Source organism: Bacillus sp. XT-4 (genome assembly GCF_050864245.1).
In the GTDB taxonomy this organism is placed as follows: Bacteria; Bacillota; Bacilli; order Bacillales; family Bacillaceae; genus Bacillus; species Bacillus altitudinis.
On the sequence record NZ_JBPAFI010000003.1, the window covers coordinates 241731 to 267870 of the forward strand.

At 40.1% G+C, this 26140-nt stretch carries 29 protein-coding genes; 20 read left to right on the forward strand and 9 right to left on the reverse strand.

Annotated features, from left to right (window positions below; all coding sequences use genetic code 11):
• Window position 1: 1 nt before the first annotated feature.
• The 8 genes from atpB (at window position 2) to ACRRMM_RS11110 (ending at window position 6518) form a co-directional block, all read left to right on the forward strand.
• Window positions 2–736 (forward strand): F0F1 ATP synthase subunit A, encoded by a 735-nt coding sequence (gene atpB, locus ACRRMM_RS11075; RefSeq protein ID WP_007497637.1) that lies wholly within the window; start codon window positions 2–4, stop codon window positions 734–736.
• A 48-nt stretch (window positions 737–784) separates the two neighbouring features.
• Entirely contained in the window at window positions 785–997 is a 213-nt protein-coding gene (gene atpE, locus ACRRMM_RS11080; RefSeq protein WP_003214968.1) for a F0F1 ATP synthase subunit C, read from the forward strand.
• Window positions 998–1117: 120 nt separating this feature from the next.
• Complete coding sequence (gene atpF, locus ACRRMM_RS11085; protein WP_007497634.1) at window positions 1118–1630, forward strand: F0F1 ATP synthase subunit B; 513 nt, start codon at window positions 1118–1120, stop codon at window positions 1628–1630.
• On the forward strand, window positions 1627–2172 hold the full coding sequence (locus ACRRMM_RS11090) for a F0F1 ATP synthase subunit delta (protein WP_007497632.1): 546 nt from the start codon (window positions 1627–1629) through the stop codon (window positions 2170–2172). Before atpF ends, ACRRMM_RS11090 begins: the two co-directional genes overlap by 4 nt.
• Window positions 2173–2188: 16 nt before the next feature.
• Window positions 2189–3697, forward strand: a complete 1509-nt coding sequence (gene atpA / locus ACRRMM_RS11095) for a F0F1 ATP synthase subunit alpha (RefSeq protein WP_008343398.1) — start codon at window positions 2189–2191, stop codon at window positions 3695–3697.
• An 88-nt stretch (window positions 3698–3785) separates the two neighbouring features.
• On the forward strand, window positions 3786–4652 hold the full coding sequence (locus tag ACRRMM_RS11100) for a F0F1 ATP synthase subunit gamma (RefSeq protein WP_007497628.1): 867 nt from the start codon (window positions 3786–3788) through the stop codon (window positions 4650–4652).
• Window positions 4653–4676: 24 nt separating this feature from the next.
• On the forward strand, window positions 4677–6098 hold the full coding sequence (gene atpD / locus ACRRMM_RS11105; RefSeq protein ID WP_008343395.1) for a F0F1 ATP synthase subunit beta: 1422 nt from the start codon (window positions 4677–4679) through the stop codon (window positions 6096–6098).
• 24 nt (window positions 6099–6122) lie between these two features.
• Window positions 6123–6518, forward strand: coding sequence for a F0F1 ATP synthase subunit epsilon (locus ACRRMM_RS11110; RefSeq protein WP_008343393.1), 396 nt, complete (start codon window positions 6123–6125; stop codon window positions 6516–6518).
• Between the two features lie 42 nt (window positions 6519–6560).
• On the opposite strand, the gene ACRRMM_RS11115 is transcribed toward ACRRMM_RS11110, so the two are convergent.
• Entirely contained in the window at window positions 6561–7037 is a 477-nt protein-coding gene (locus tag ACRRMM_RS11115) for a hypothetical protein (protein WP_017360036.1), read from the reverse strand.
• 170 nt (window positions 7038–7207) lie between these two features.
• Here ACRRMM_RS11115 and ACRRMM_RS11120 point away from each other — a divergent pair, with 170 nt between their 5' ends.
• The 6 genes from ACRRMM_RS11120 (at window position 7208) to ACRRMM_RS11145 (ending at window position 12698) form a co-directional block, all read left to right on the forward strand.
• Window positions 7208–7438 carry a DUF1146 family protein gene (locus ACRRMM_RS11120; protein WP_008343389.1) on the forward strand — a complete coding sequence of 77 codons (231 nt, stop codon included), beginning with the start codon at window positions 7208–7210 and terminating at the stop codon, window positions 7436–7438.
• A 128-nt stretch (window positions 7439–7566) separates the two neighbouring features.
• Window positions 7567–8301: a YwmB family TATA-box binding protein gene (locus ACRRMM_RS11125; protein ID WP_008343385.1), complete on the forward strand. Its 735-nt coding sequence runs from the start codon at window positions 7567–7569 to the stop codon at window positions 8299–8301.
• 32 nt (window positions 8302–8333) lie between these two features.
• Window positions 8334–9641, forward strand: coding sequence for a UDP-N-acetylglucosamine 1-carboxyvinyltransferase (murA, locus tag ACRRMM_RS11130; protein ID WP_007497616.1), 1308 nt, complete (start codon window positions 8334–8336; stop codon window positions 9639–9641).
• A gap of 255 nt (window positions 9642–9896) precedes the next feature.
• Window positions 9897–10919 (forward strand): stage II sporulation protein D, encoded by a 1023-nt coding sequence (gene spoIID / locus ACRRMM_RS11135; RefSeq protein WP_428828658.1) that lies wholly within the window; start codon window positions 9897–9899, stop codon window positions 10917–10919.
• 324 nt (window positions 10920–11243) lie between these two features.
• Window positions 11244–11942, forward strand: coding sequence for a VWA domain-containing protein (locus tag ACRRMM_RS11140; protein ID WP_080934067.1), 699 nt, complete (start codon window positions 11244–11246; stop codon window positions 11940–11942).
• An 81-nt stretch (window positions 11943–12023) separates the two neighbouring features.
• A complete protein-coding gene (locus ACRRMM_RS11145; RefSeq protein ID WP_048001217.1) occupies window positions 12024–12698 on the forward strand; it encodes a VWA domain-containing protein in 675 nt (224 codons plus the stop codon).
• 51 nt (window positions 12699–12749) lie between these two features.
• Here the strand turns inward: ACRRMM_RS11145 and ACRRMM_RS11150 are convergent, their stop codons facing one another.
• Window positions 12750–15098 (reverse strand): FdhF/YdeP family oxidoreductase, encoded by a 2349-nt coding sequence (locus ACRRMM_RS11150; RefSeq protein ID WP_019743252.1) that lies wholly within the window; start codon window positions 15096–15098, stop codon window positions 12750–12752.
• 82 nt (window positions 15099–15180) lie between these two features.
• Window positions 15181–16446 carry an L-lactate MFS transporter gene (locus ACRRMM_RS11155; RefSeq protein WP_008343374.1) on the reverse strand — a complete coding sequence of 422 codons (1266 nt, stop codon included), beginning with the start codon at window positions 16444–16446 and terminating at the stop codon, window positions 15181–15183.
• Window positions 16447–16580: 134 nt separating this feature from the next.
• Between ACRRMM_RS11155 and fdhD the strand changes: the two genes are divergently transcribed.
• Both fdhD and moaA read left to right on the forward strand, forming a co-directional pair.
• A complete protein-coding gene (gene fdhD / locus ACRRMM_RS11160) occupies window positions 16581–17369 on the forward strand; it encodes a formate dehydrogenase accessory sulfurtransferase FdhD (protein ID WP_052320294.1) in 789 nt (262 codons plus the stop codon).
• 10 nt (window positions 17370–17379) lie between these two features.
• Window positions 17380–18387 carry a GTP 3',8-cyclase MoaA gene (gene moaA / locus ACRRMM_RS11165; RefSeq protein ID WP_017360030.1) on the forward strand — a complete coding sequence of 336 codons (1008 nt, stop codon included), beginning with the start codon at window positions 17380–17382 and terminating at the stop codon, window positions 18385–18387.
• Window positions 18388–18641: 254 nt separating this feature from the next.
• On the opposite strand, the gene rpsN is transcribed toward moaA, so the two are convergent.
• From rpsN to ACRRMM_RS11185, 4 genes are all read right to left on the reverse strand, one after another.
• The gene (rpsN, locus tag ACRRMM_RS11170) at window positions 18642–18911 is read right to left on the reverse strand and encodes a 30S ribosomal protein S14 (protein ID WP_008343369.1); all 270 of its coding nucleotides are present in this window, start codon (window positions 18909–18911) and stop codon (window positions 18642–18644) included.
• Between the two features lie 16 nt (window positions 18912–18927).
• Window positions 18928–20124 (reverse strand): GTP-binding protein, encoded by a 1197-nt coding sequence (locus tag ACRRMM_RS11175; RefSeq protein WP_052320293.1) that lies wholly within the window; start codon window positions 20122–20124, stop codon window positions 18928–18930.
• Between the two features lie 80 nt (window positions 20125–20204).
• Window positions 20205–20354 (reverse strand): 50S ribosomal protein L33, encoded by a 150-nt coding sequence (rpmG, locus tag ACRRMM_RS11180; protein WP_003214771.1) that lies wholly within the window; start codon window positions 20352–20354, stop codon window positions 20205–20207.
• Between the two features lie 140 nt (window positions 20355–20494).
• Window positions 20495–20917 carry a DUF5362 family protein gene (locus ACRRMM_RS11185; RefSeq protein ID WP_007497598.1) on the reverse strand — a complete coding sequence of 141 codons (423 nt, stop codon included), beginning with the start codon at window positions 20915–20917 and terminating at the stop codon, window positions 20495–20497.
• Between the two features lie 516 nt (window positions 20918–21433).
• Between ACRRMM_RS11185 and ACRRMM_RS11190 the strand changes: the two genes are divergently transcribed.
• Window positions 21434–21832 (forward strand): hypothetical protein, encoded by a 399-nt coding sequence (locus ACRRMM_RS11190; protein ID WP_007497596.1) that lies wholly within the window; start codon window positions 21434–21436, stop codon window positions 21830–21832.
• 48 nt (window positions 21833–21880) lie between these two features.
• On the opposite strand, the gene ACRRMM_RS11195 is transcribed toward ACRRMM_RS11190, so the two are convergent.
• Entirely contained in the window at window positions 21881–22390 is a 510-nt protein-coding gene (locus ACRRMM_RS11195) for a hypothetical protein (RefSeq protein ID WP_017368198.1), read from the reverse strand.
• Window positions 22391–22488: 98 nt separating this feature from the next.
• Between ACRRMM_RS11195 and ACRRMM_RS11200 the strand changes: the two genes are divergently transcribed.
• Genes ACRRMM_RS11200 through ACRRMM_RS11210 form a run of 3 tightly spaced genes read left to right on the forward strand, consistent with a single transcriptional unit; the run spans window position 22489 to window position 25386 of the window.
• Window positions 22489–24288: an ABC transporter ATP-binding protein gene (locus ACRRMM_RS11200; protein ID WP_428828657.1), complete on the forward strand. Its 1800-nt coding sequence runs from the start codon at window positions 22489–22491 to the stop codon at window positions 24286–24288.
• Between the two features lies 1 nt (window position 24289).
• Window positions 24290–24859, forward strand: a complete 570-nt coding sequence (locus tag ACRRMM_RS11205; RefSeq protein ID WP_039962976.1) for a MauE/DoxX family redox-associated membrane protein — start codon at window positions 24290–24292, stop codon at window positions 24857–24859.
• Window positions 24856–25386: a TlpA family protein disulfide reductase gene (locus ACRRMM_RS11210; protein WP_007497592.1), complete on the forward strand. Its 531-nt coding sequence runs from the start codon at window positions 24856–24858 to the stop codon at window positions 25384–25386. Before ACRRMM_RS11205 ends, ACRRMM_RS11210 begins: the two co-directional genes overlap by 4 nt.
• Window positions 25387–25622: 236 nt before the next feature.
• On the opposite strand, the gene ACRRMM_RS11215 is transcribed toward ACRRMM_RS11210, so the two are convergent.
• The gene (locus ACRRMM_RS11215) at window positions 25623–26120 is read right to left on the reverse strand and encodes a GNAT family N-acetyltransferase (RefSeq protein WP_008343345.1); all 498 of its coding nucleotides are present in this window, start codon (window positions 26118–26120) and stop codon (window positions 25623–25625) included.
• Window positions 26121–26140: the final 20 nt, after the last annotated feature.

Genomic DNA, 26140 nt, shown 5'->3' on the forward strand with positions numbered 1-26140 from the left:
TTTGGGTCACAGTTCAAAAACTACAGAATTTTTAGGGTTAACGTTCAACTTATCCAATGTTCTCATGATTACGATTGCTAGTATCATCGTTCTTCTCATAGCGGTGCTGACTACTCGTGTTCTGGCTATTCGTCCGACAAAGGCGCAGAACTTCATGGAATGGATTGTTGATTTTGTTCGAAATATCATAGGTAGTTCGATGGACATGAAAACAGGAGCCCCATTTCTAGCGCTTGGCGTTACATTACTCATGTACATATTTGTTTCAAACATGCTTGGACTGCCATTCTCGATTACGGTCGATCACAACTTATGGTGGAAATCACCAACTGCTGATCCTGCAATCACAATGACACTAGCGGTTATGGTCATGGGATTGACACACTACTATGGTGTTAAAGCAAAAGGAGTCAAGGAATATACAAAAGACTACTTTAGACCAATCCCACTTTTAGTACCGCTGAAAATTATTGAAGAATTTGCAAACACATTAACACTTGGTTTGCGTCTTTATGGAAATATTTTCGCTGGAGAGATTCTTCTTGGTTTACTTGCAGGACTTGCGACTAATTTCTATTCGCAAAACCTTGCACTAGGTATCATTGGTACATTAGGTGCCATCGTGCCGATGATTGTATGGCAGGCATTCAGTTTGTTTGTCGGTACCATCCAGGCATTTATCTTCACCATGCTGACAATGGTGTATATCTCCCATAAAGTCAGCGACGAACACTAAAAAATTGAGAGTCCAAAAAGGACGTTATTTTAAAGGAGGAGCTTTTTAATGAATTTAATAGCAGCAGCAATTGCAATCGGTTTAGGAGCACTAGGAGCAGGTATTGGTAACGGTCTAATCGTATCTAAAACAGTTGAAGGAATCGCTCGTCAGCCAGAAGCTGGTAGAGAACTAAGAACACTTATGTTCATCGGGGTAGCTTTAGTTGAGGCACTTCCAATTATCGCTGTCGTTATCGCATTCTTGGCATTCTTTGGTTAATATGTGAGAAGCGTTCTAATATGAATTTTAATGGCGAAGATCAGATTAGTTCGAAACTTCGCCATTCCTTTATGTTTTGTTTCTTAACATATTATTTAAAGAAGGGAGTTGCCGTACTAAATGTCTCAGTTACCAGTAGTTTTAGGAGCAGGTCTAAACACCGGAGATATCATATTCCAGCTGATCGCTATGCTCATCCTGCTTGCACTTTTAAAGAAATTTGCGCTTAAGCCTTTATTAGGGATTATGAAACAGCGTGAAGATTATATAGGAAATGAAATTTCAAGTGCTGAAGAAAAGCACGTTCAAGCTGAAAAGCTTCTTGAAGAACAACGTGTCTTATTGAAAGAAGCACGCGAAGAATCACATACACTCATCGAAAATGCGAAAAAGATTGGTGAGAAACAAAAAGAAGATATCATTCAAGCAGCGCGTCAAGAATCAGAGCGCTTGAAAGAGTCTGCTAGAACTGAAATCGTGAAAGAAAAAGAACAAGCTGTGGCTGCACTGCGTGAGCAAGTTGCATCACTATCTGTATTAATTGCTTCTAAAGTGATTGAAAAAGAACTTGATGAGCAAGCACAAGAGAAATTGATCCAAGAGTATCTTAAAGAGGCAGGCGAAAGCCGATGAGCGTGACTATTGTCTCTAAGCGTTACGCTTCTGCTCTTTTTGACATCGTTCTTGCTTCTTCGGCAGTAGACGAAACTGAAAAAGAGCTGAATGAGATCAAAAAAGTTCTGAAGGCTGACCAAGAATTAAATGACTTTCTTGTTCATCCGAAGATTACGGCAGACAAAAAGAAACATCTGATTGCAGAAGCTTTCAAAGGTGTTTCGACATATGTTTTGCACACAATGTATTTACTGATTGACCGCGGGCGCACGAATATTTTTCCTGAAATGGCGTCTGAGTTTGTGAAACTTGCAAACCGTACGAAACAAATAGACGATGCGATCGTGTATTCAGTTAAACCGCTCAGCGGAGCTGAAATTCAATCTTTATCTGAAGTATTTGCCAAAAAAGCCGGAGTCACATCACTGCGTGTTGAAAACGTGATTGACAAGGATCTAATAGGCGGAGTGAAAATCCGTATCGGAAACCGCATTTATGACGGCAGTGTCAGCGGAAAGCTTTCCCGCATTGAACGTCAGCTTGCAGGCGAAAATCGTTAGAAGGGGTGAAACCTTAGTGAGTATCAAAGCTGAAGAGATTAGCGCGCTGATAAAGCAGCAAATCCAAAACTATCAATCTGAAATTGAAGTAAAAGATGTCGGTACAGTCATTCAAGTAGGGGACGGTATCGCGCGTGTACATGGCCTTGACAACATTATGGCAGGAGAGCTTGTTGAGTTCTCTAACGGTGTAATGGGTATGGCTCAAAACCTTGAGGAGTCTAACGTAGGTATCGTAATCTTAGGACCTTACAAAGATATCCGTGAAGGTGACGACGTAAAACGTACAGGTCGTATCATGGAGGTTCCAGTAGGGGAAGAGTTAATCGGACGTATTGTGAACCCACTTGGTCAGCCTGTTGATGGACTAGGTCCAATTTTAACAAGCAAAACACGTCCAATCGAAAGTGAAGCACCAGGCGTTATGGATCGTAAATCGGTACATGAGCCGCTTCAAACGGGAATTAAAGCAATTGATGCCTTGATTCCAATCGGACGCGGACAGCGTGAATTGATCATTGGGGATCGTCAAACAGGTAAAACATCTGTTGCAATCGATACGATCCTGAACCAAAAAGATCAAGACATGATCTGTATCTATGTAGCGATCGGACAAAAAGAATCAACTGTTCGTGGTGTTGTTGAAACACTTCGTAAGCATGGTGCGCTTGACTACACAATCGTTGTCACAGCTTCTGCATCACAGCCAGCTCCACTTCTTTACCTTGCTCCTTATGCAGGTGTAACGATGGGTGAGGAATTCATGTATAACGGCAAGCATGTGCTTGTTGTGTATGATGACCTTTCTAAACAAGCGGCAGCTTACCGTGAGCTTTCATTATTGCTTCGTCGTCCTCCAGGCCGTGAAGCATTCCCTGGTGATGTTTTCTATCTTCACTCTCGTTTATTAGAGCGTGCAGCGAAGCTTAGTGATGAAAAGGGTGGCGGTTCTATCACAGCATTGCCTTTCGTAGAAACGCAAGCTGGTGATATCTCTGCATATATCCCAACAAACGTTATCTCAATCACAGATGGACAGATCTTCTTACAATCTGACCTCTTCTTCTCAGGCGTACGTCCAGCGGTAAACGCAGGATTGTCTGTATCTCGTGTAGGTGGTTCTGCACAAATCAAAGCGATGAAAAAGGTAGCAGGTACACTTCGTTTGGATCTTGCTTCTTATCGTGAGCTTGAAGCATTCGCTCAGTTTGGATCTGATCTAGACCAAGCGACTCAAGCCAAATTAAACCGTGGTGCTAGAACAGTTGAAGTCTTAAAACAAGACTTGAACAAACCGCTGAAAGTTGAAAAACAAGTAGCGATTCTTTATGCACTGACAAGAGGATACTTAGATGATGTAGCGATTGCTGATGTCAAACGCTTTGAAGCTGAGTTATTCATGTACATTGAAGAAAACCATAAAGACTTGTTTGACACAATCTCTCAAACAGGAAACATGCCTGCTGATGAAGAGTGGAAAGCAGCGATCGAAGGCTTTAAACGTACGTTTGCACCAAGCAACTAATTAGTAATCTTTCCGAGAGAAAAAGATTCTCTTTTTCTCTCTTTTCACGTAAATGAACACGGATTCCTGAAAAAAGGTGGTGAAATCTTTGGCCTCATTACGCGATATTAAGTCAAGGATCACGTCAACAAAAAAATCGAGTCAGATCACAAAAGCGATGCAAATGGTATCAGCTGCGAAACTGAATCGTGCTGAAAATAATGCGAAGTCCTTTGTTCCATACATGGAGAAAATCCAAGAAGTCGTTGCGGCAATCGCAACTGGAACAAGTGCTAAGCACCCAATGCTTCTTTCAAGACCTGTTAAGAAAACAGGGTATCTCGTCATTACATCTGATCGAGGACTTGCAGGACCTTTTAACAGCTCGATTTTACGTGCCGCTTACCAAGCCATTCAATCTCGTCATCAATCTGCTGATGAATATGCGGTGATTGTGATTGGTAAAATCGGACGCGACTTCTTCAAAAAGCGTGGTATTCCAGTTATTTCTGAAGTAACAGGGCTTGGAGACGAAGTAGCGTTTGCTGATATTAAAGAATTAGCAAGCAGTACAGTGCAAATGTTCTCTGATGAAGCGTTTGATGAGCTTTACATGTTCTATAACCATTTCGTCAGTGCCATTTCACAAGAAGTAACAGAGAAAAAATTATTGCCGCTAACGGACCTTTCGGCCGCAGCGACACCAAATAAACGTTCCGCATCTTATGAGTTTGAGCCTTCTGAAGAAGAAATTCTTGAAGTTCTCCTTCCTCAATATGCAGAGAGTTTGATTTTCGGTGCGCTTCTTGACAGCAAAGCAAGTGAACATGCTGCAAGGATGACAGCAATGAAGAGTGCAACAGACAACGCAAAAGAATTGATCGACAGCCTGACACTCTCTTACAACCGTGCTCGTCAAGCAGCGATTACACAAGAGATTACAGAAATTGTCGGCGGAGCAGCTGCCTTAGAATAGAAATAATTGTCAGGAGGGAATGCAATGAAAACAGGACGCATCAGTCAGATCATGGGACCAGTCGTAGACGTTCGTTTTGAAGACGGTCACTTGCCTGAGATTTATAATGCGATCAAAGTTTCGCATAAAGCGGAAAGCGAAAGTGAAGTTGATATCGACTTAACTTTAGAAGTAGCACTACATTTAGGTGATGATACAGTGAGAACCATCGCAATGGCATCAACAGACGGTGTGAAGCGCGGTATGGAAGCTGTAGACCTTGGAAAACCAATTTCAGTACCAGTTGGTAACGTAACACTTGGACGTGTATTCAACGTACTGGGAGATAACATTGACTTAGATGAGCCACTTGGTGTGGAAGCGCAAAGAGACCCAATCCACAGACAAGCGCCTTCTTTTGATCAACTTTCTACAGAAGTTGAAATTCTTGAAACAGGTATCAAAGTTGTTGACCTTCTTGCTCCTTACATCAAAGGTGGAAAGATCGGTCTATTCGGTGGAGCCGGTGTTGGTAAAACCGTTCTGATTCAAGAATTGATCAACAACATCGCACAAGAACACGGCGGTATTTCTGTATTCGCTGGTGTTGGAGAGCGTACACGTGAAGGAAATGACCTTTACTACGAAATGAAAGATTCTGGCGTTATCGAAAAAACAGCGATGGTCTTCGGCCAAATGAACGAACCACCAGGTGCACGTATGCGTGTAGCTCTAACTGGTTTGACAATGGCAGAGCATTTCCGTGATGAACAAGGTCAAGACGTATTGTTCTTCATCGATAACATCTATCGTTTTACACAAGCAGGTTCTGAAGTATCAGCCCTTCTTGGACGTATGCCTTCAGCGGTAGGTTATCAGCCAACTCTTGCAACAGAAATGGGTCAGCTTCAAGAGCGTATCACGTCTACAAACGTAGGATCGGTTACATCGATTCAAGCGATCTATGTACCTGCGGATGACTATACAGATCCAGCTCCAGCTACAACGTTCGCTCACCTTGATGCAACGACAAACCTTGAGCGTAAGTTGACAGAGATGGGGATTTACCCAGCGGTAGATCCACTTGCTTCAACATCTCGTGCCCTTGCACCTGAGATTGTTGGCGAAGAGCATTATGCGATCGCGCGTGAAGTTCAGCAAACATTGCAACGTTATAAAGAATTGCAAGATATCATTGCCATTTTAGGTATGGATGAATTATCTGAGGACGATAAGCTTGTGGTACACAGAGCTCGTCGTGTTCAATTCTTCCTATCTCAAAACTTCCACGTAGCAGAACAGTTCACTGGCCAAAAAGGTTCTTATGTGCCATTGCAAGAAACTGTTAAAGGCTTCAAGGAAATCTTATCTGGTAAATACGATCACCTTCCAGAAGATGCATTCCGCTTAGTCGGCCGCATTGAAGAAGTGGTTGAAAAAGCCAAAGAGATGGGTGTAGAGGCCTAATCTGGTCCTTAGGAGGGTAAAAGCATGAAGACCGTTCAAGTCAATATCGTTACTCCCGACGGCCCAGTGTATGAAGCGGATGTGGAAATGGTCAGTGTAAGAGCAGAAAGCGGTGAGCTTGGGATTTTAGCTGGCCACGTTCCAATGGTTGCTCCGCTAAAAATCGGTGCAGTTCGCTTAAAACATAGTGGATCAACTGAATTGGTTGCAGTAAGCGGTGGATTTGTTGAAGTTCGCCCCGAAAAAGTAACCATTCTTGCTCAGGCTGCTGAAACATCAGACAAAGTTGATGTCGATCGTGCAAAATCAGCGAAACAGCGTGCTGAAGAGCATTTGAACCACCCGAATGAAAGTGATGTACGCAGGGCGGAACTCGCATTAAAACGGGCATTAAACCGTTTAAATGTAGCAGGGAAATAAAACAGAAAATCCTTCTTATCACTGTGATAAGAAGGATTTTTTTTAGGATGACATGAGAGATTGATACATCGACACATACGGATGAGATGCTTGCTTTTCAAGATATAACTGCTCGCAAAATTGCGTACTGCAATGCCATGTTTTATTGTTTCTGCGTAAGCCAAGCGTATATTGGTGCGAAGAGTCCATATAAGGCCGCACGACCCAGTCAGCATCTGAATGATGCTTGATGACAACCTCTCCCATGTACACACTCAACATCGCTTCCAATGCATCAATAGGCATTTTCCACTCAGCAAAAAGCTGCTGACGGAAGGCATCGAAGTATAATGACTCTAACTGATAAAGGCTTTCCTCTGAGTAATCCAAAGAAATGTTATGAAAATGACACAATTGTGCTAATTCTTCTAGCTGTGTCTGTCTATAATCAAAGTAGAAAGCAATGGCTTCCCATTCATGTTCAAATGAGGGAACCAGTTCTCCGTACAAATCAACAAAGTCAGGAAAAGAATCTTTCAAATATGATCAGCTCCTTCCACCGCAGTATATCATCTCCTTCGCATCAGAATAAGAGGGGATTCACTCTAAATGTAGCTCTTTTTTCCAAATGATTCATCTTTCCGATTTTGGAGGATATAATGAAAGGGAGTTTTCCTTTACAGAAATCAATAAAAGGAGGATTCAAGTGTATGGAAGACGTAGGACAACAAGCAATTGTCAGTATTGTGATCCACCTATTTTTTATCGCCATTACGTGGTGGGCATTGCTTGCGGTGAATATTGATCCACTGATTAAAAAAGGAAAAATTATTCAAGCTAGATTGCTCATGATGCTGCTCACGATTGCTATTGCATCGGCAGTCAGCAATTTCTTCCTTGATTATTTAAATTTCTCCAGACAAATCCCTTATATGTTTTAACATAAAAGGTTTGGTCACTGCCTTCTGCGGGAACGTAAAAAGAAGTGTCAAAAATATGGCCTTTGATGACTTTTCCACGTATGCATTGATCTCCTTGCGGCAACACTTGTAGCAAGGGGGAATGACAAGTGAGAAAGTATTTAAAAGGTTGGCCATTATTTGCATTTATTCTTTTTTTTGTTCTGATGATTCAAGGTGTTCGGGCGGAAGAAACATCCACGCTCGCCCAAATAGCAGAAGGTATGAAAAACCAGCAAATCGAAGTAAGTGGATGGACGCTTCATGCCAAAACAAATATAGACATTTCATCCGAACAATTTTCAAAAAAAGTGAAACGTTTGAAAGACGAACTACGACAGTATGAGTGGACCGAAAAAAAAGAGAAACATGTCACCAAAGTCACAGGAATTTACAAAGATGAAAAAAATGATACATTATCGAAAATTTTACTCGTGAAGACCGACACAAAATCAAACCAAAAGTCGTATTTATTATATGAGCAAAAAGGTGCTCGCCCACTGAATACCTGGGAGCATACATATGATCAGTTCGTACGTCATGCAAAAAGCATATTACAAGAAAAATTTGTGATTTTTACTTGTCTCGATGGTCATGTAAATGGTATGATGGATGTTGTTTTGCAAAAAAAAGCTGAAATGATAGCAAATGAATTTCAAGCAAAACCAGTTGAGTATCTCGTTGAGTCTAATTTTGTGTCGCTTTCCGCTTACACAGAGAAGTGGGAACAGTTCATTATGACTTCAAATGATAAAATGAATGTTCAAATTGCCATCAGAAGTTCGGAAATGAACGAAAATCATACGATTACGGTTGGCACACCAATCGTAACGACTGAATATTAATATAGAGAATTTGGGACGCGGAGGGGAAGACCTTGGAAAAAATCATCGTCCGCGGCGGTCAAAAGTTAAACGGCACAGTTAAAGTAGAAGGCGCAAAAAATGCCGTTTTACCAGTTATCGCTGCATCTTTGTTAGCAAGTACAGAAAAAAGCGTAATTTGTGATGTACCTACGCTCTCCGATGTATATACAATCAATGAAGTGTTACGTCATTTAGGAGCAGAAGTACATTTTGAAAATAACGAAGTATCAGTAGATGCATCTCATGCACTAGAAACTGAGGCTCCGTTTGAGTACGTCCGTAAAATGAGAGCATCTGTGCTCGTCATGGGACCACTTTTAGCTAGAACAGGTCATGCAAGAGTTGCATTACCTGGTGGTTGTGCGATTGGTTCAAGACCAATTGATCAGCATTTAAAAGGCTTTGAAGCAATGGGAGCTAAAATTCAAGTAGGTAATGGTTTCATCGAGGCTGAAGTAAATGGCCGTTTAAAAGGTGCAAAAATCTATTTGGATTTCCCAAGTGTAGGGGCAACTGAAAACATCATCATGGCAGCAGCATTGGCTGAAGGAACGACGATTTTAGAAAACGTAGCAAAAGAACCTGAAATTGTTGATTTGGCAAACTACATCAATGCCATGGGCGGTAAGGTTCGCGGGGCTGGAACTGGTACAATCAAAATCGAAGGTGTAGAAACACTTCACGGTGCAAAACACAACATCATCCCTGACCGAATTGAAGCTGGTACGTTTATGGTGGCAGCAGCCATTACTGAAGGAAATGTTCTTGTAAAAGGCGCTGTGCCTGAGCACATGACTTCACTTGTGGCAAAAATGGAAGAAATGGGTATTCAGATCATTGAAGAAGAAGAAGGTTTAAGAGTCATTGGACCATCTGAGCTCAAGCCAATCGATCTAAAAACAATGCCGCATCCTGGGTTCCCAACGGATATGCAATCTCAGATGATGGCGCTATTGCTTCGTGCGAACGGAACAAGCATGATCACAGAAACTGTGTTTGAAAATCGTTTTATGCATGCTGAAGAATTCCGCCGCATGAATGGCGATATTAAAATTGAGGGTCGCTCTGTGATTATCAATGGACCTGTTCAACTTCAAGGTGCTGAAGTGGCAGCGACTGATTTAAGAGCAGGAGCAGCACTTGTACTTGCTGGATTAGTGGCAGAAGGTCATACACGTGTCACTGAATTGAAGCATATTGATCGTGGATATGTGAACTTCCACCAAAAACTAGCAGCAATCGGTGCAGATATTGAAAGAGTAAATGATGAATCAGCAGATGTGACACAAGAACAAGTTGTATCAGATCTGAACGCGTAATGATAAAAGAAATCAGTGTGTCCATTTGGGCATGCTGATTTTTTTTAGAATCATAGACTGGTTGCATTTTCAAAAGCTTATCATTAGTGTATCCAATCATTTTAAATTTTATTCATAAAGACGAACAGTCAATCAAATGATGAAGAGCACAAACATATCATCAAAAGACTTGTCCAATGAATGAAAGAAGCTGTCATATTAGCTTGTCCTTGCCCATAGGATAAAAGAGATTCAATGACAAATGGGGGCAGCCAAATGAAACCAATGATATGGACAATCGCAGGAATTTGCATCATCATTTTAATGATTCCAACCTTACTCGTGTTGCCGACGTTCCAAGGAAAATCAGCGGCCAGCCAACACGTAGCAGCAGAACCATCAGTTAAAAAAGAAGTGAAAGGTTCAGTCAAATTGAAACAATCACCCGTCTCCATTCCCGTCTACCGTTCAGCGCATCAGCAGGTAGAAAACATCCCCTTAGAAGAGTATGTGATCGGTGTCGTCGCTTCTGAAATGCCAGCCGATTTTGAAATTGAGGCGCTCAAGGCACAGGCACTCGCCGCTAGAACGTATATCGTCAGACAAATGATCATTGATAAAACCGTCAAATCTCCACAAGGTTCTCTTGTAGATGACACTCAAATGTTCCAAGTGTACAAAAATAAACAGGAACTGAAGAAAATTTGGGGAAAAGCGTACAATTGGAAATTAAAAAAGGTCACAGAAGCTGTCGCCAGTACACAAGGGAAAGTACTGACGTATGACGAAAAACCAATTGATGCTTCCTTCTTTTCAACAAGTAATGGGAAAACCGAAAATGCAGAAGCTTATTGGAAAAATGAAATCCCTTATTTGAAAAGCGTCTCAAGCAAATGGGACGAAAAATCACCCAAATTCCAAAACAAGAAAACCATCACAGTGAGCGAATTTCAGCAAAAACTGGGTGTGACCCTTGGCCAACAGCAGGTGGGAGAAATTGTAGAACGTACACCAGGCAATCAAGTAGCCAAAGCCGTCATTAACGGAAAAACATTGTCGGGTAGAGACATTCGCGAATCACTAGGATTGCACTCTGCGGACTTTACATGGGAACGAAAGGGTCAGCAAATCGTAATTACGACAAAAGGGTATGGCCATGGTGTGGGCATGAGTCAGTATGGTGCACATTATATGGCACAGTCAGGTAAAAAAGTAGAGGCGATCGTGAAACATTATTATCAAGGGATAAAAATTGAATCAGCTGATCGCTTTCTGAACACATATATGGCTAAGAAATAAAAGCAAAGATGCCTCAAAATGGGGGCATCTTTTTTTATGTGTGAAGAGGTTTGAACAGAATGTGACAAATTGCGACTTAAGACGCACCTCAGGAAATCTTAAACATTTACATCCCGACAAGAACCGATGGCCGATACAAAGCCCCTCGAAAGAATGAGAAAACGAGGGTGACAAAAGAGTCTTTAGGTGAAAATATCTAGACATCTGACAGAATTTTAGTGATTTTGATGAAAGAGAAAAAGGGATCGAGTCCTATACCATTCCAAGACAGAATATTTTACGATTAAGATGTTTCAATCAAATACATAAGGAGGAAGGAAAAGCATGTTGAAAAAAGTATTTACACTCGTAACCTTAGCTGTATTGACATTATCAATGTCAATCTCTTCACCAGTATTTGCAGAAGCAGCATCAGCCAAAAAACATAAGAAAGATGTAAGAGTGACCATCTTACTTGATGCAAGTGGAAGTATGGCAAGAAAAGTGGATGGAGAGCGCAAATTCGATTTAGCAAAACAAGAGGTATTTAAATTTGCTCAGTCTCTTCCGAAAGATGCTAAAATCCGTATGAGTTTGTTTGGGTCTGAAGGAAACAACAAAAACTCAGGTAAAGCTCAATCATGTGAAGTCATTAGAGGCGTTTATGGCGTTCAGCCTTATGAAAAGGATAGTTTCGAAAACTCTCTAAACGGTCTTGGACCAAATGGCTGGACACCGATTGCACGTGCTCTTGAAAGTGCAAAGCAAGCAGATAAGCAGCTTCATAAAGGAACAAAACACATTGTGTACTTAATTACTGATGGTGAAGAAACTTGTGGTGGAGATCCAGTGAAAGTAGCGAAAGAGCTTCATAACTCAAAGGGATCTACTGTAGTCAATGTGATTGGATTAGACTTTAACGATGGCTATGAAGGTCAATTGATGCAAGTAGCTAAAGCTGGTAAAGGTCATTACTACCAAGCAAGCACAGGGAAAGAAATGGGTTCTATCCTTACAGCAGAATCATTAAAACTACACGAATAACTTGCTGAAGAAAAGGGAAACGATTGATTGATGCTTTCGTTTCTCTTTTTCTGTACAAATGAAAAAAAGGGAGATTTTTTAATGAAAAGAAATATTATATTAACCATTTTAGCGAGTCTTGTTCTGCTTCTTTCTTCACCAGCTCATGCTGTAACGAAAAAGGAGCCTGCTCATGTGGTGATTTTACTTGATTTAAGCGGAAGCATGGCACAATCGGTTGAAGGCGAAAAGAAAATCGATATCGCAAAACGCTCGATCCAAAGTTTCGCAAGTATTTTATCAGAAGATACACAAGTCTTGCTTCGTGTTTTTGGTCATGAAGGAACGAATAAAAATGCAGGAAAAGCCGTTTCTTGTGCAAGTTCCGAAGCAGTTTATGGATTTGGAACATATGAGCAAGCAGCCTTTCAACAAGCGCTAAATGTGTATGGTCCAACAGGCTGGACACCACTTGCCAAAGCATTAACTGATACGAAACAAGATTTTGAAGATCACCAAGCTGAAGGAAAAAATATTGTATATGTTGTCAGCGATGGTGAGGAAACATGTGGCGGAAGCCCATCACAAGCAGCGAAGCAATTACATGAAGAAGGTATTGACACAATCGTCAATATCATTGGCTTCGATGTAAATGAAAAAGAAGCAAAAAGTCTAAAATCTGTTGCCAAAGCTGGTGGTGGACAATATCAACCAGCAGCAAATGCAGAAGAATTAAATCATATTCTTCAAAAAGAAGCGAACGCTTTTGGTCAATAAGATGTGAATAGACAGCTGGGGAGAAACCCCCAGCTGTTTTTTCATAAAGGATCAATTTAAAGTCGTTTCTAATTCATCAATCCGTTTCTCCACGTAGTGCTGATCTTTTCTTGCATGAAAGGTTTCGGCTTTTTCTAATATCGCGGTGGTATTGTATTCTGGAATCTGGGAATAGCTTTCGTAAACTCCTTTTGGTATTAACACGTTTCCTTCAGGCCAATAAACTGCAATATTTCCACGTTTCAGCTCTCCGAATTGAGCAACTCCTTGGTAGGATCCATATTGATTGAAAAGGACAACAGGATCGCCTTCTTGGACGTAAAGCTCTTTCGCATCTTCTTCATTCATCAAGATAGAATGCCGCTTTCCACCATTAAAGGCATCCTTTTCACTGTAAATCATAGAGTTGAATTGCTTGCCTCGTCTTGTCGTGATATTGAAATGCCCCTCAGTTTTTCGATATTGGGGCAGCTGTGCTGGGAGCAGGTGTCCTTTTCCATCCGGTGTTGGACACACCCCATCTTCGCAAAGCCATGCGCCACCCCATTGAAAGACATCCCCTTTATGACGCAAATGCTGGATCCCATCATAGTTCCGATTTGCGATGGCAATCTCACGACGAATGTCTTCAGCATGGTCAAAATGAATCAGCTTCGCATCTTCTGGACGAACCCTTTTTGCTAGGTCAATATAAATGTCCCATTCAGCTCTGGCTTCTTCAATGCGTGGCCCTTCAATTTCCGGACTGAAATACACCATGCGTTCCGTACTGGTTGATGTACCGCCGCCTGGCTGTTCATATCTTGTCATTGCAGGCAGAACAATCACAGTCTCTTCTGCTTCTACCAGTGTAGAGGTGTTCAAAATAATATCTTGATGGACACGGAGTTCAAGCTCGGATAGTGCTTTTTCAATCGCTTCAGGATTTGGCATTGTTTCTAAAAAGTTTCCACCGCTAGTAAACAGCATCTTCAGCTTTTGCGGGTGTTCTTTTGGAAGAGCCATTTTTTCAAATGATTGCCCAATCGTGTCACCATGCCATTTTGGAATATCAAATCCCCATATCTTCTCGATTCTTTTAATATTCTCTTCATCAAAATCACTGCCGGGCAATACGAATGGATCGGCACCCATTTCGCCTGAACCTTGGACACCGCTATGGCCACGAATAGGCATAACGCCACAATGTTTTCTGCCAATAAATCCGCGTAACATGGCAAGGTTTGCGACTTGTGATATATTATCAGTTGCAAAACGATGCTGAGTGAGACCCATACTCCAAATAAACACGCCTGAATTGGCATTGGCAAGCAGTACAGCGAATTCCTTCATTCTTTCTTTAGATAAGCCTGACGATGCTTCGAGATCCGCCCATTTTAACTGAGCGACATGCTGCTTTACATCTTTTATGCCGGTTGTATGCGCTTGGATAAATTCATGGTCAAGAGCGGAATGAGGCGCTTGCTCTTCCATTTCAAACCAATGTTTGATGACACCATTCATAAACGCAATATCGCCGCCTATATTGACTTGATAAAAATCATCCGCTATTTTTGTGCCGAATAAAGCACTTTCTGGGATAGAAGGGACCCAATATTTTTCCATTGCAGGCTCTTTATATGGATTGATGACAATGATCTTGGTTCCTTTCTTTTTAGCGGCGTACATATATTTAGTGGAAACCGGCTGGTTGTTTGCTGCAACAGAGCCCCAAAAAATCAATACATCTGTTCCAATCCAATCACTGTAATTACAGCTGGATGCACCTATACCAAGGGAGCGTTTAAGAGCGGTTTTGCTTGGTGAATGGCAAATACGAGAAGCATTATCGATATGATTTGTTCCAATATATCGCGCAGCTTTCGCCGCAGTATAGTACACTTCATTCGTAATCCCTCTAGCTGTTAAATAGAAAGCAAGCTGACGTTTATCAATCGATTTGATTTTAGCGGCGATTTGATCTAATGCACCATCCCAAGAAATGCGTGTAAAGGCATTCTCACCTTTTTTTCGAATCAGAGGATAAGGAATACGCCCAAGTTTTCGAAGAGACGTGCTATCCATTTGTTTGAGCCGCTCAATATCTTCGAACCATTTTGGATCAATAGCTGGCATTGTGTTAAGCCGTAGCACATTCAGTCTTGTTGTGCATATATGGGGTCCTGCTAGTGTTTGATCGTATAAACCTGATACACCAAGAGCACAGCCGTCACAAACGCCCTGAGTCAATATACGGTACGCATAGGGGAGGTTATCTTTGTTCTCCCATGCCACTTTCATTGTGTCTCGAATGTGTTTCGGTTTTACTTTTCCAAGCCCCATAGGAGCAAAAGAGGCCCATAGCTTTGGTGAGGGTTTTTTGTTGAGTTTAATAGGCCCCTTGTGTTTTGTTTTTCCCATGATATCGTCACCCTCCTATTACTTTGTAAAGCGTTTTCATATCTAAAAATTACCTGTAGATTGTCATTCTGTCAAATTCATATTAAGAGCGGACCGTGACAGAAGAAGGAGCAGTAAGATTTGATTCACGAAGTTGTTTAATATCCTTCCGAATGAGAAGAGATATGATAAACGCAATGAAAAATAGGCCAGAGAAGACCATGAGACTTTGTGTGTAATTGCCTGTAATGTCACGAATAAAGGAGGAAAATAAAGGTCCTGCTAAACCAGCAGCGGCCCAAGCGGTGAGAATATAACCGTGTATGGCACCTAGCTGCTTCGTACCAAATAAATCTCCTATATAGGCTGGAATTGAAGCAAACCCTCCTCCGTAGCACGTATAAATGATCGCCATCACGATTGAAAAGATGAGCGGATCTTTTAAGTAGGGAAGTAAGGGAAAAGCAATGAGCTGTATAGTAAAGAAAATCGTATACGTATTTGGCCTTCCAATATAATCAGAGAAAGACGCCCATCCGATCCGTCCTAGCCCATTAAAGGCACCTAAAATTCCAACAAGAGTAGCTGCTGCACCGGCCGTGAAACCAACACTTTCTTGAGCAAGCGGTGATGCTACAGAAATAATGGCAATTCCGCATGTGATATTAATAAAGAGCATGACCCACAAATAATAAAAACGCCGTGTTTTAATGGCTTCATTTGCTGTGAGCTGTGATAAATCTTGAGGAATTTTCCTTTGGCTTGTTTTTAGCACGTTAAATTGTTTGACATCATCAGGTGTTGGTGGTGATAAATAAAGAGATGAAACGACCATGATGATAAAATAAGAGATTCCGAGAATATAGAAGGTATTTGCAATATCAACTTTTTCAATGAGAAATTGAATAATGGGACTGCAAATCAGAGAAGCAAATCCAAAACCCATAATGGCTAAACCCGTTGCGAGTCCTCTTCGATCTGGAAACCATTTGACTAATGTTGAAACTGGTGCAATATAGCCTACACCTAATCCGATTCCAGCGAGTACACCATAAAATAAATAGAGGAGAGGTAATGAAGACATGTGAACAGCAAACCCTGATCCAGTCATCCCAATGCCGAAGAAAATAGCTGAGAAGAGCCCTGATGCCCTCGGCCCATACTTTTCAACGAAATGCCCCATAAAGGCAGCTGATAAACCTAAAAATAAAATAGCGATGCTAAATGTCAGGCTTATTTCTGTTAATGACCATTGAAAGGTTTGATGTAAAGGATTCGTAAAAACACTCCATGCATAAACAGATCCGATAGATAAATGAATCCCCACAGCACTTGTAGCGATAAGCCAACGGTTTTTTGTTTTGTTCATTGTGTTCCCTCCATATAAAGCAAACAAAAAGTTTGATAAGATAGAAATATGTTACATTTTTATGACTTTTTAAAATAATATCACAATTCGTCTGGTTCATATAACTAAATTTGTGTTGAAAGGAAGATCAGATCATGAATCCTTCTGTTAAAACGAAACGACGCATACACCAATATCGCAGAGGTCAAATGACATGTAAAACAGATGAAGTTGTAGAAGAATTCCCTTTAACCGTGCTGGTGAATAGTGAAGAGTTTGTCACACTCGTTTGTTCACCGGATCATTTGAAAGAATTGGTGATCGGTTTTTTAGCTTCAGAAGGAGTCATTCGATTTGAAAAAGAGATTAAAAGGTTTACAATAGATGAAAGTATGGGTTTTGCATATGTTGACTTACATCACTCAACTCAGTTCCAATCCTCAGATTTTACAAAACGAGTGATCGGATCTTGCTGTGGGAAAGGAAGACATTTTTATTTTCTCCAAGATGTGAAGACGGCAAAAACAGCCATTGACCGAATCAGTATTTCTGCTGAAACTTGTATTCATTTAATGAAATGTTTACAGGAGGAAAGTCAGTTATTTCAACATACTGGTGGTGTCCATAATGCTGGACTGTGTGATACAGAAAAGCTATTCATCACTAGGACGGATATCGGACGGCATAATGCGTTGGATAAAATCTATGGATATTGTTTACTTCATAAAATCCCACTGAGAGATAAAATCCTTGTATTTAGCGGCCGGATATCGTCTGAAGTTCTGTTGAAGGCAGCAAAATTAGGAGTATCAATCGTCATATCAAAATCAGCTCCTACTGAGTTAGCACTTAAAATGGCAGAAGAATTAAATATAACAACAGTTGGATTCGTAAGAGGAGAATCTTTTAATATCTATACTCATTATCAGCGTATTACAGAATAGGAGGCTAAGTATGGTCAGTATTTTGGATAAAAGACATCGACCATTGCGCGATTTAAGAATATCCGTAACAGATCGCTGTAATTTTAGATGTACGTACTGTATGCCTGCTGAAATCTTTGGACCAGATTATCCTTTTTTAGATAAAGAAGAGCTGCTTAGCTTTGAGGAAATTGAACGACTTGCTGCGCTTTTTGCAAAGGAATTAGGTGTGGTGAAATTACGTATTACGGGTGGTGAACCTTTAATGCGTAAAGATTTGCCCGTTTTGATAGAAAAACTCGCAAAAATTCCAGGTATTGAAGACATCGCGATGACAACCAATGGAACGCTGTTACCGTTGTACGCAGATAAGCTAAAGAAAGCAGGTCTGAATAGAGTCACCATTAGTTTAGATTCTTTAAATCCAGATCGTTTTAAGCAGATGAATGGAAGACACATTTCTATCCAAAAAGTATTTGATGGGATAGAGGCTGCAAAAAAAGCTGGACTTGCTATTAAGATCAATATGGTTGTCCAAAAAGGTGTGAATGATCAAGATATCTTACCAATGGCAGCCTATTTTAAAAAAGAAGGACACATTCTACGATTTATTGAATTCATGGATGTTGGCAATACGAACAAATGGAATCTCAAGCATGTATTGACGAAAAAAGAGATTATGGAGCTAATTCATTCAAAATACCCTATCAAACCAGAACCTCCTCGATATCAAGGGGAAGTAGCCAAGCGTTATTTTTATGAGGATGGGTCAGGAGAGATTGGCATTATTTCTTCCGTTTCAGATGCTTTTTGTGGATCGTGTAATAGAGCTAGACTATCTGCACGTGGCGAATTATTCACCTGTCTTTTTGCATCATCGGGCTTTGATCTGAGACGATTTATCCGTAATTCAGAAAATGATGAATATCTAGTGAACATATTGAAGGAACTTTGGTCAAACAGACAGGATCAATATTCAGCTGAGAGAGAGCAAAAGAAAGATCAGAAAAAAGTTGAGATGTCCTACATCGGCGGGTAATGACAACAAAGTATCATGATCATCGATTTTTGAAAAGAAGAGAAAATGCTATAATCACTGTTGAAAATCTTCTTTTAACATCAGGACAATTTTTCCTATAAGCTCATCCCCATAAAAAAACAGCAGAGATTCTGCTGTTTTTTTAAAATGCTATTTTGTACCTCAAAATTGACGGAGTAAGGATGAAAAAAAGATTTTTATTCATTTTGTCCTACTTTACATTGACAGGAACTATGCTAAGATCAAATCAATATTTACCAACTCGATTTTTTCACTCCTGGAATCTGTCCTTTATAGGCAAGCTCACGAAAAGCAATTCGAGACATTTTAAATTTTCTCAAGTAACCTCTAGGACGGCCAGTTAATTCACAGCGGTTTTTTAAGCGAGTGGGTGAAGAGTCTCTAGGTAGTTTCTGCAAAGCTTCATAGTCACCTTTTTCTTTTAGCTCTTTCCTTAATTGTGCATATTTCAAAACGAGCTGCTGCCGCTTTTTTTCTTTTGCTATTTTTGATTTCTTTGCCATTTAAAACCCTCCTGGTTTAAGTGTGTATGTTCCATTGAAAGGGGTCTTCAAACGTTGTCCAATCTTGATCAAATTCTTCAGGTGTGAGTAAGCATTGATCTAGTGTACGAATAATATCTGCTTTAGGTAAATCTACACCGATAAAGACAAGTTTTGTATGTCGATCACCAAACTCTGCATCCCACTCATCTAGAATTTCTGGTTCCTGATTTAAGATCCGTGATCGTTCTTGCTCAGGTAAGGCAGCAATCCAGTATGCGATTGGTTCAATTGCAACAGATTTTCCGGCTTGTGAAATTAAAATGGTTAAATCATGATGTGTCGCTAGCCATATAAATCCTTTCGCTCGAACAATCTGCTCTGGCATTTGATCTAACCATGCATTCAGTCTGCCAGTATGAAAAGGAAGCCTTCTTTCATAAACAAAAGATGAGATTTGGTATTCTTCTGTTTCAGGCGTATGCTGAGAGTGTCCAGCATTAATTTCTTTGATCCAGCCCGCAGAAGCACTAGATTTTTCAAAATTGAATAAACCAGTATTCAAAATATCACTAGGCTGTACGTTACCTTTAGAGGTTCTAATAATGGCTGCTTCTGGTTGAAGTTTGGTTAACACGTGCTCAAGCCGATCTAGTTCTGATGCTGATACAAGATCACATTTATTGATAATGAGCACATCACAAAATTCAATTTGATCAATAAGTAAATCGGAAATCTCTCGTTCATCATCATCTGAAACTGCTTCTTTACGATCCAATAAACTTTCTCCTGACTGGAAATCTGTCCAGAAACGGTTTGCATCTACCACCGTTACCATCGTGTCTAATCTGCAAAAACGTGTCAAATCTATGCCCATTTCTTCATCAATGTAAGAGAAAGTTTGAGCGACAGGAATTGGTTCACTAATACCTGTAGATTCAATGACAATATAATCGATATTCCCAGCCTTACAAAGGCGTTCTACTTCAATTAATAAATCTTCTCTCAATGTGCAACAAATACAACCATTAGATAGTTCAACCAGTTTCTCATCTGATCGAGAGAGTTCTCCGCCTTGCTTAACTAATTCTGCATCAATATTTATTTCGCTCATGTCATTGACAATAACAGCTACTTTTAGCCCTTTACGATTCTGTAGAACATGATTTAATATCGTGGTTTTTCCAGCTCCTAAAAAGCCGCTTAGAACTGTGACAGGTATTCTCTTATCCATTTGGTTTAGTCCTTTTGAACATAATCATTTTGTATGCCGCCTCGCTTAAATAGTAATTGTTACGATTTGAATCCCGAAAATTATTTTGTTTCCCGATGAAGGGTGTATTTCTTTAATCGTGGAGAATATTTTTTTAACTCCAATCTGTCTGGGTTCGTTCGTTTATTTTTTGTAGTGATATAGTTTCTGTCACCTGTTTCTGTACAGGCTAAGGTGATTTTCACGCGCATAAGTGCTATAATCCTCCTTTATTCCGTAATGATTACGATTTGTATTTTAAAATGATAAAGGCTGATTGTCAAGTTTAGTATCAAGGCTATGCCAACTCAAATAAAAAAGGGGTATCGCATTTTATTGATACCCCTTTCTATTAATAAAAGTCACCAAGTTCTTCTTCGTAATAATCTTCGTACTGTTGGACATCGGTAGGAAGCTCTTGGAGAAAGGCTAGCCCGCCTAGTATAAACATCAAAACGATAGCGATGAATGAGAGAATAACTGCGGCAATACTTGAAATGGCAAACAGTGTCTGCATTTTCATCATCTTAGCATATTGTTCCAATAATTCTTCGTAAGAAGTATCAGGCGCTTGAATCAATTGTTCAGCTGCTTTCACGGATTTTTGGACATGAATTCCCATCATAATCAGAAAAACGCCAATGGCAGCAGGAAGAACAAGCCAAAACCCACTGAGGATGGATAGACCACCTGAAATATAGAGAAAGATGCTCCCAACCTTTCCCCACTTTGTTATTGAATGAAGAGATTGAATGATTTTCTCAGTTTGTTGCAATTGTGTTCACTCCTTTATGTATTCACTCTATATCATACTTGAGCAAGTAGTACTTTAGGAAGAGTGAATTGACCTTATTTCTATCTTTTATTTACTTTTTATGGATAAATAAATTATTTTCGAATACGAAAAAAGTAACAATTACTACAATTATAATCGAAAAATTTTGTCGTAAATAAGAAAAGTAGTTTGAAGTAATTAGAAAATTTATCAAAATATGTTGTTAGTTGTCTATCAATTGGTTATTATTGTATTGTATTACCATAAAAATTGGAAGGTGGAATTCATATGTTAGATCGAATTTTAAACAAAATGACCAATGTTCAACCTGCAGCTGCTAGATGTATTTTGCAAAGATTGGTAACTTCTTGCCAATCAGCACCAACTTGTTTCCTTCAAGGCGTTGGAACTTTCCGTTACTATGTGGATCGTGACACAGGTGAGATTTGTACTAGCCAAGAACGCGTTAAATGTGGCTGCTAAATTTAAGTATCTTATTTATTAGGGTGTGAACGCATGAGCATAACTCCAATTTCATTAGTAACAAATGCTATGCAGACGTCAAATAAGCGTCAAGCTGGCCATACATCAAATTCTTTTTTGACCCAAGCAGCGCAAATTGTTCAAGGCGACCATTCTCCAGAAGAGAGAAAGGCGTTATTTCAACAACTGACTTTAGTTCAGCAAGGAAAAGATTTAGAGCTTCATGTTTCTAAATTAAAGGAACTAGAGAAAGAGGTTCAAAAAGAGGGGTCTTCTTCCGTTACTGTGAATCAGCACGGTGATCAAGTTGACATTTCAAATGAAGCTCGCAGTGAGTTTGAACAAGCTGAGGAACAAACATCCGCTTCAAGCGAAGCTAATGAAATCGCTGCAGAGGAAAAAGGGAAGGATGTTCAGCCGAATTCACAATAATAAAAAATGAGGCATGTGTTTGATGCTCTTCACATGCCTCATTTATCTTTAGTTTGCAGCTAGTCTTGAATAAAGACCGTCTGGAAAAGGTGCTGCATATGAGATGGTATCATTGTCTTCTACCATAATGTAGAACGGAAACTCCTGAATTTGGAATGCGTTTATCAATTGTTCGTCTACCGGAATAATTCGCAAGTTTGTTTCGTTATCACGATATAATTCTTGGTCCTTTTTTTGCCCGTTTTTCAACAAAATACTCAATGAAACGTTTAGTTTACGCTGCTTTTTTGTTTCTAGGAATTGTTCGAGTGATGGAATGCAGTGCGGACATGCTGTGTCAGTGAAGATCAGTAATTGTTGTGTACGATTTGTTTGCAGCAGATCATTCATGTGAATGGGTGATGGCTGTTCGAGAAGTGGATGCGCAAGTTTCTGCCCCACGTGTTCTATAGGTAAGATGATAAGCTGCATCTGTTGTTTTAAATAGATGATAATTCCAGCCGTTAATAGAAGACTGCAAATCATAAGAGCGAGCTGTAAAAGAAAAATTGAATTCATCGTATATCGTCCTCTCAAAGTGAAGTTAAGCAAAGCTATCATATTATAAATATCAAAAATATGTCAATTATACTAAATGGTGTAAGGTGGAGCATCTCATGAGTACAGTGAACCATTGTTTATATGCAATCTCCTATACTTGGAAAAAAAGTCGTTCTTATCTTCTTTTAACTTTGTTCATTCAAATGATCGTTGGTTTTATGCCTTTGGCTAGTGTCTGGATTATTCAAACTTTGATTAATGAAATTATTTTATTTATGACGTCTTCAGGTGACATTCAAAAGGTTTTGTGGTTATTTGGACTGCAAATGGTCATTGTGATTTTAGGATATGGGCTTCAATTCATTCTTCAGCTTAGTCAACAGAAAGCGACAAATCTGATTGGTCTGCATTTGAAAGGTGAATTGCTTCAAAAAGCGATAAGACTACCGTTTATTACGTTTGAGCACCCGTCCTTTTACAATGAAAGTCAACGTGTGATGAACAGTCATCAGCATGTTCTCAGTATGGTGAGAAGTATTTTTACAATGATGAGCGCGTTGATTACTGTTGTATCACTTCTTATCTATATGATCGGTATTCATTGGGGCTTAGCGGTCATATTGTTCTTGTTTACCTTGCCTGTATTATGGATTGAACTTTTCTTTGGAGGCGCACGTTATCGATTAAATCGTTTGTTAACGGCTAATGATCGAAGAGAAATGTATGTGTCTGATCTCGTCGCACAGCGAGATTCTTTAAAGGAAGTTCGTTTATATGGAATAGGGAATTATCTTCTTCAAAAGTGGAGAGGTCACTACATTAAAAGTGCAGATGAAAAATATAATTTGCTGAAACGCCAAGTGCGCTGGGAGATGGCAGGCGGGTTGCTCATGACATTGGCCTATGTGTGCTGTGGTTTATTGATTGTCTTTCTTATTTTTCAAAAAAAATTAGCTGCGGGTACGTTTGTTGCAGTGCTACAAGCTGTACAAAACATTCAAAGTGGGTTTCAAGATTTAACGAGGGAATGTTCTAGTTTATATGAAACGAGCCTATATGTTGATGAAATGAGAGCTTTTCTAAAGAGAGAAGAGGAAATGCATGAACAGACGGAAGAGGCAGCGTCGCTTCAGGGAATTGAGCATATCCAGTCCATTACATTAGACAATCTCTCTTTTACTTATCCGAATATGAAAAAACCAGCGATTGAGCATATTCATTTTCATATGAATAAAGGTGAACGAATTGCATTAGTAGGAGATAATGGGTCCGGTAAAACCACTTTAATCAAATGTTTAACCGGCTTATACGATCCAGATCAACAGAATATGCACAAAGTCAATGGAGAGGATATTTCCACCATCCATAAAAAGACCTATCATGCGAGAATGGCTGTTCTTTTTCAAGATTTTATGAAGTACGAGTTCACTGTGAGAGAAAACATAGGGTTTGGCCGTATTGATGATATAGAAGAGGAAGAGCGGTTGATTTCAGCCGCCCGTCAAGCAGGTATAGAGAAAAGAATTAATGAAATGGAAGACACATATGATGCGCAGCTAGGTCGCTTTTTTGAAGAGGGACATGAATTGTCTGGCGGACAATGGCAAAAGCTTGCGATGGCGAGAACCTTCTTTAGAGAAAGTGATTTTATTATTTTAGATGAACCGACCTCTGCTCTCGATCCATTGTCGGAGATCTCACTCATTCGAAAGTTGTTCGATCATACGCAGGATCAAGGTGTTTTGTTTATTACACATCGTATGGGAGCGGCCCGCTTAGCAGACCGTATCATCGTCATGAAAGATGGTGCTTTCATTGAAGAGGGCAACCATGATGAACTGATGGCATTACACGGAGAATACAGAAGGCTATACGAGGCACAATCTCAACTATTTCAACAAAAGGAGATGGTGTAAGGTGAGTGTCTTTTATTTCATAGGAGTCTATTTACTAGGAATCATTTTTGCGGGTGCATGGCTCGATAAAGCAAGGAAACAGAAGGCACATGTCCAGCAGATCAATGCTTATCGGTTGTTGCCGCCTTCTTTTGCGGCACCTATGTTTTATTTATTTTTGTTAATTGAATTGGTTTGTACGGTTCATTTGTTTATATGGAACATGTCTGTCCTGCCTGCAATTGGCCTTACAGCCCTGTTATGTATTTATACTGGAGCGGTTACGTTCAATTTAATGAGGGGGCATCGTGATATTTCGTGCGGTTGTGGAGGATTACTGGAAAACGATCGCCTGCATTGGGGGATTGTGATTCGTAATCTGCTGATGCTTACTCTTGTGGCTGGGTTATTTTATGTACATCCTAGTGTTGAAATGATTTCATTGCGGTTGAAAATGATTTGTTTTCTCATTGCAGCGGCTGTCTGTTTGATCATAGCGGTCAGCCAAGAAATTGTACTATTGAAGCGAAAGTGGATCGACTCATTCCAGATTGCAGATGGATCAATTATAGAAGGAGATAAAATGAAATGACAGATATTTTATTAATCATTGTGTTATTAATTGTCATTGCCCAGCTGGCTGTCGTGTTTTTGCTTGCCCGTTTTATCGGGAGATTTATGAATAAAATAAAGTCCCTTGATGGAATTGAATTGAAGGAAGCGGATATTGGTGACCCGGCTCCGTTATTTCGCAGTTATTCGCATGTAGGTGAAAAGGTGATCTTGAAGGAGTATTTGCAAAATGGGCGAGCTGTGATGCTGTTATTTGTGAATTCTACTTGTATGACTTGTAAAAGTATTTTGTCTGATGTGCAGCCTCAAACTTCACATGATGATGCTCATGTGATTGTTATTAATGGAGATGAACAAGCCGATGATGCCTCGCTTCTTCAATTGCTGCCGGAGCAAGCTGTTTATATGCGCTCATCACAAATTATGGAGTTATATGGGGTAACAGTTGTTCCACAAGCGCTTCTGATTGATGAACATGGTATCATTCTGAAAAGAAAATCGCTTCAAAATGCGAAGCAATTTGAGCAGTTGGTGCATGCTTCATAAAAAAAGCGTCTCTTTCTTCAAGAGACGCTCCAGCGTGTAGACAAACCCTCGCATTCTTTGTCAGTCCTGCGTGCTGGTGCTCACGAATGTGAAATTCGCTCCGCGCCAGTACTCGTCCTTCCTCGGGCTGCAAAGGTTTTCTATCACGCTGAAAAGAAAACAAAGGGCTAAAATCAAGTTCATTTTAGCCCTTTGTCAACAATCTAAAGCGTCTCTTTCTTCAAGAGACGCTCCGTTTATAATTCTTTTCCTAAAATATCTAAGTCGTACCGATTGCCGTCCATTTCTGCGATGCGTGGCAAATGTCCCCAAGTCTCAAATCCGTGCTTCTTAAATAATTTGATGCTGGCTTCGTTGTGGCCGAAAATAAAGGCAAGTAACGTTCGGATGCCTAATGAGGGTGCCAATTCGAGCGCCTCTTGTAAGAACAGTGACCCTAAACCTTTTCCTCGATAGTTTTGGTTCAAGTAAATACTCATTTCAACAGTACCGTTGTATGCAGGTCTCCCGTAAAACGTTTCAAAACTGAGCCAGCCGTAGATATTTCCTTCCTCATCTGTTTTCACATAGAGAGGACGTTTCTCTGAATGATTCAAAAACCACTGACGGCGGTCTTCTACTGTAACAGGTTCTGTATCGGCCGTTACTTCTCTTGAAGCAATCGTTGAATTGTAGATATCGACGATCTCTTTGAGGTCATCTTCTGTTGCCATGCGGTTGAAAGTTTTCACCATATGTACCCCCATCTTTTTTC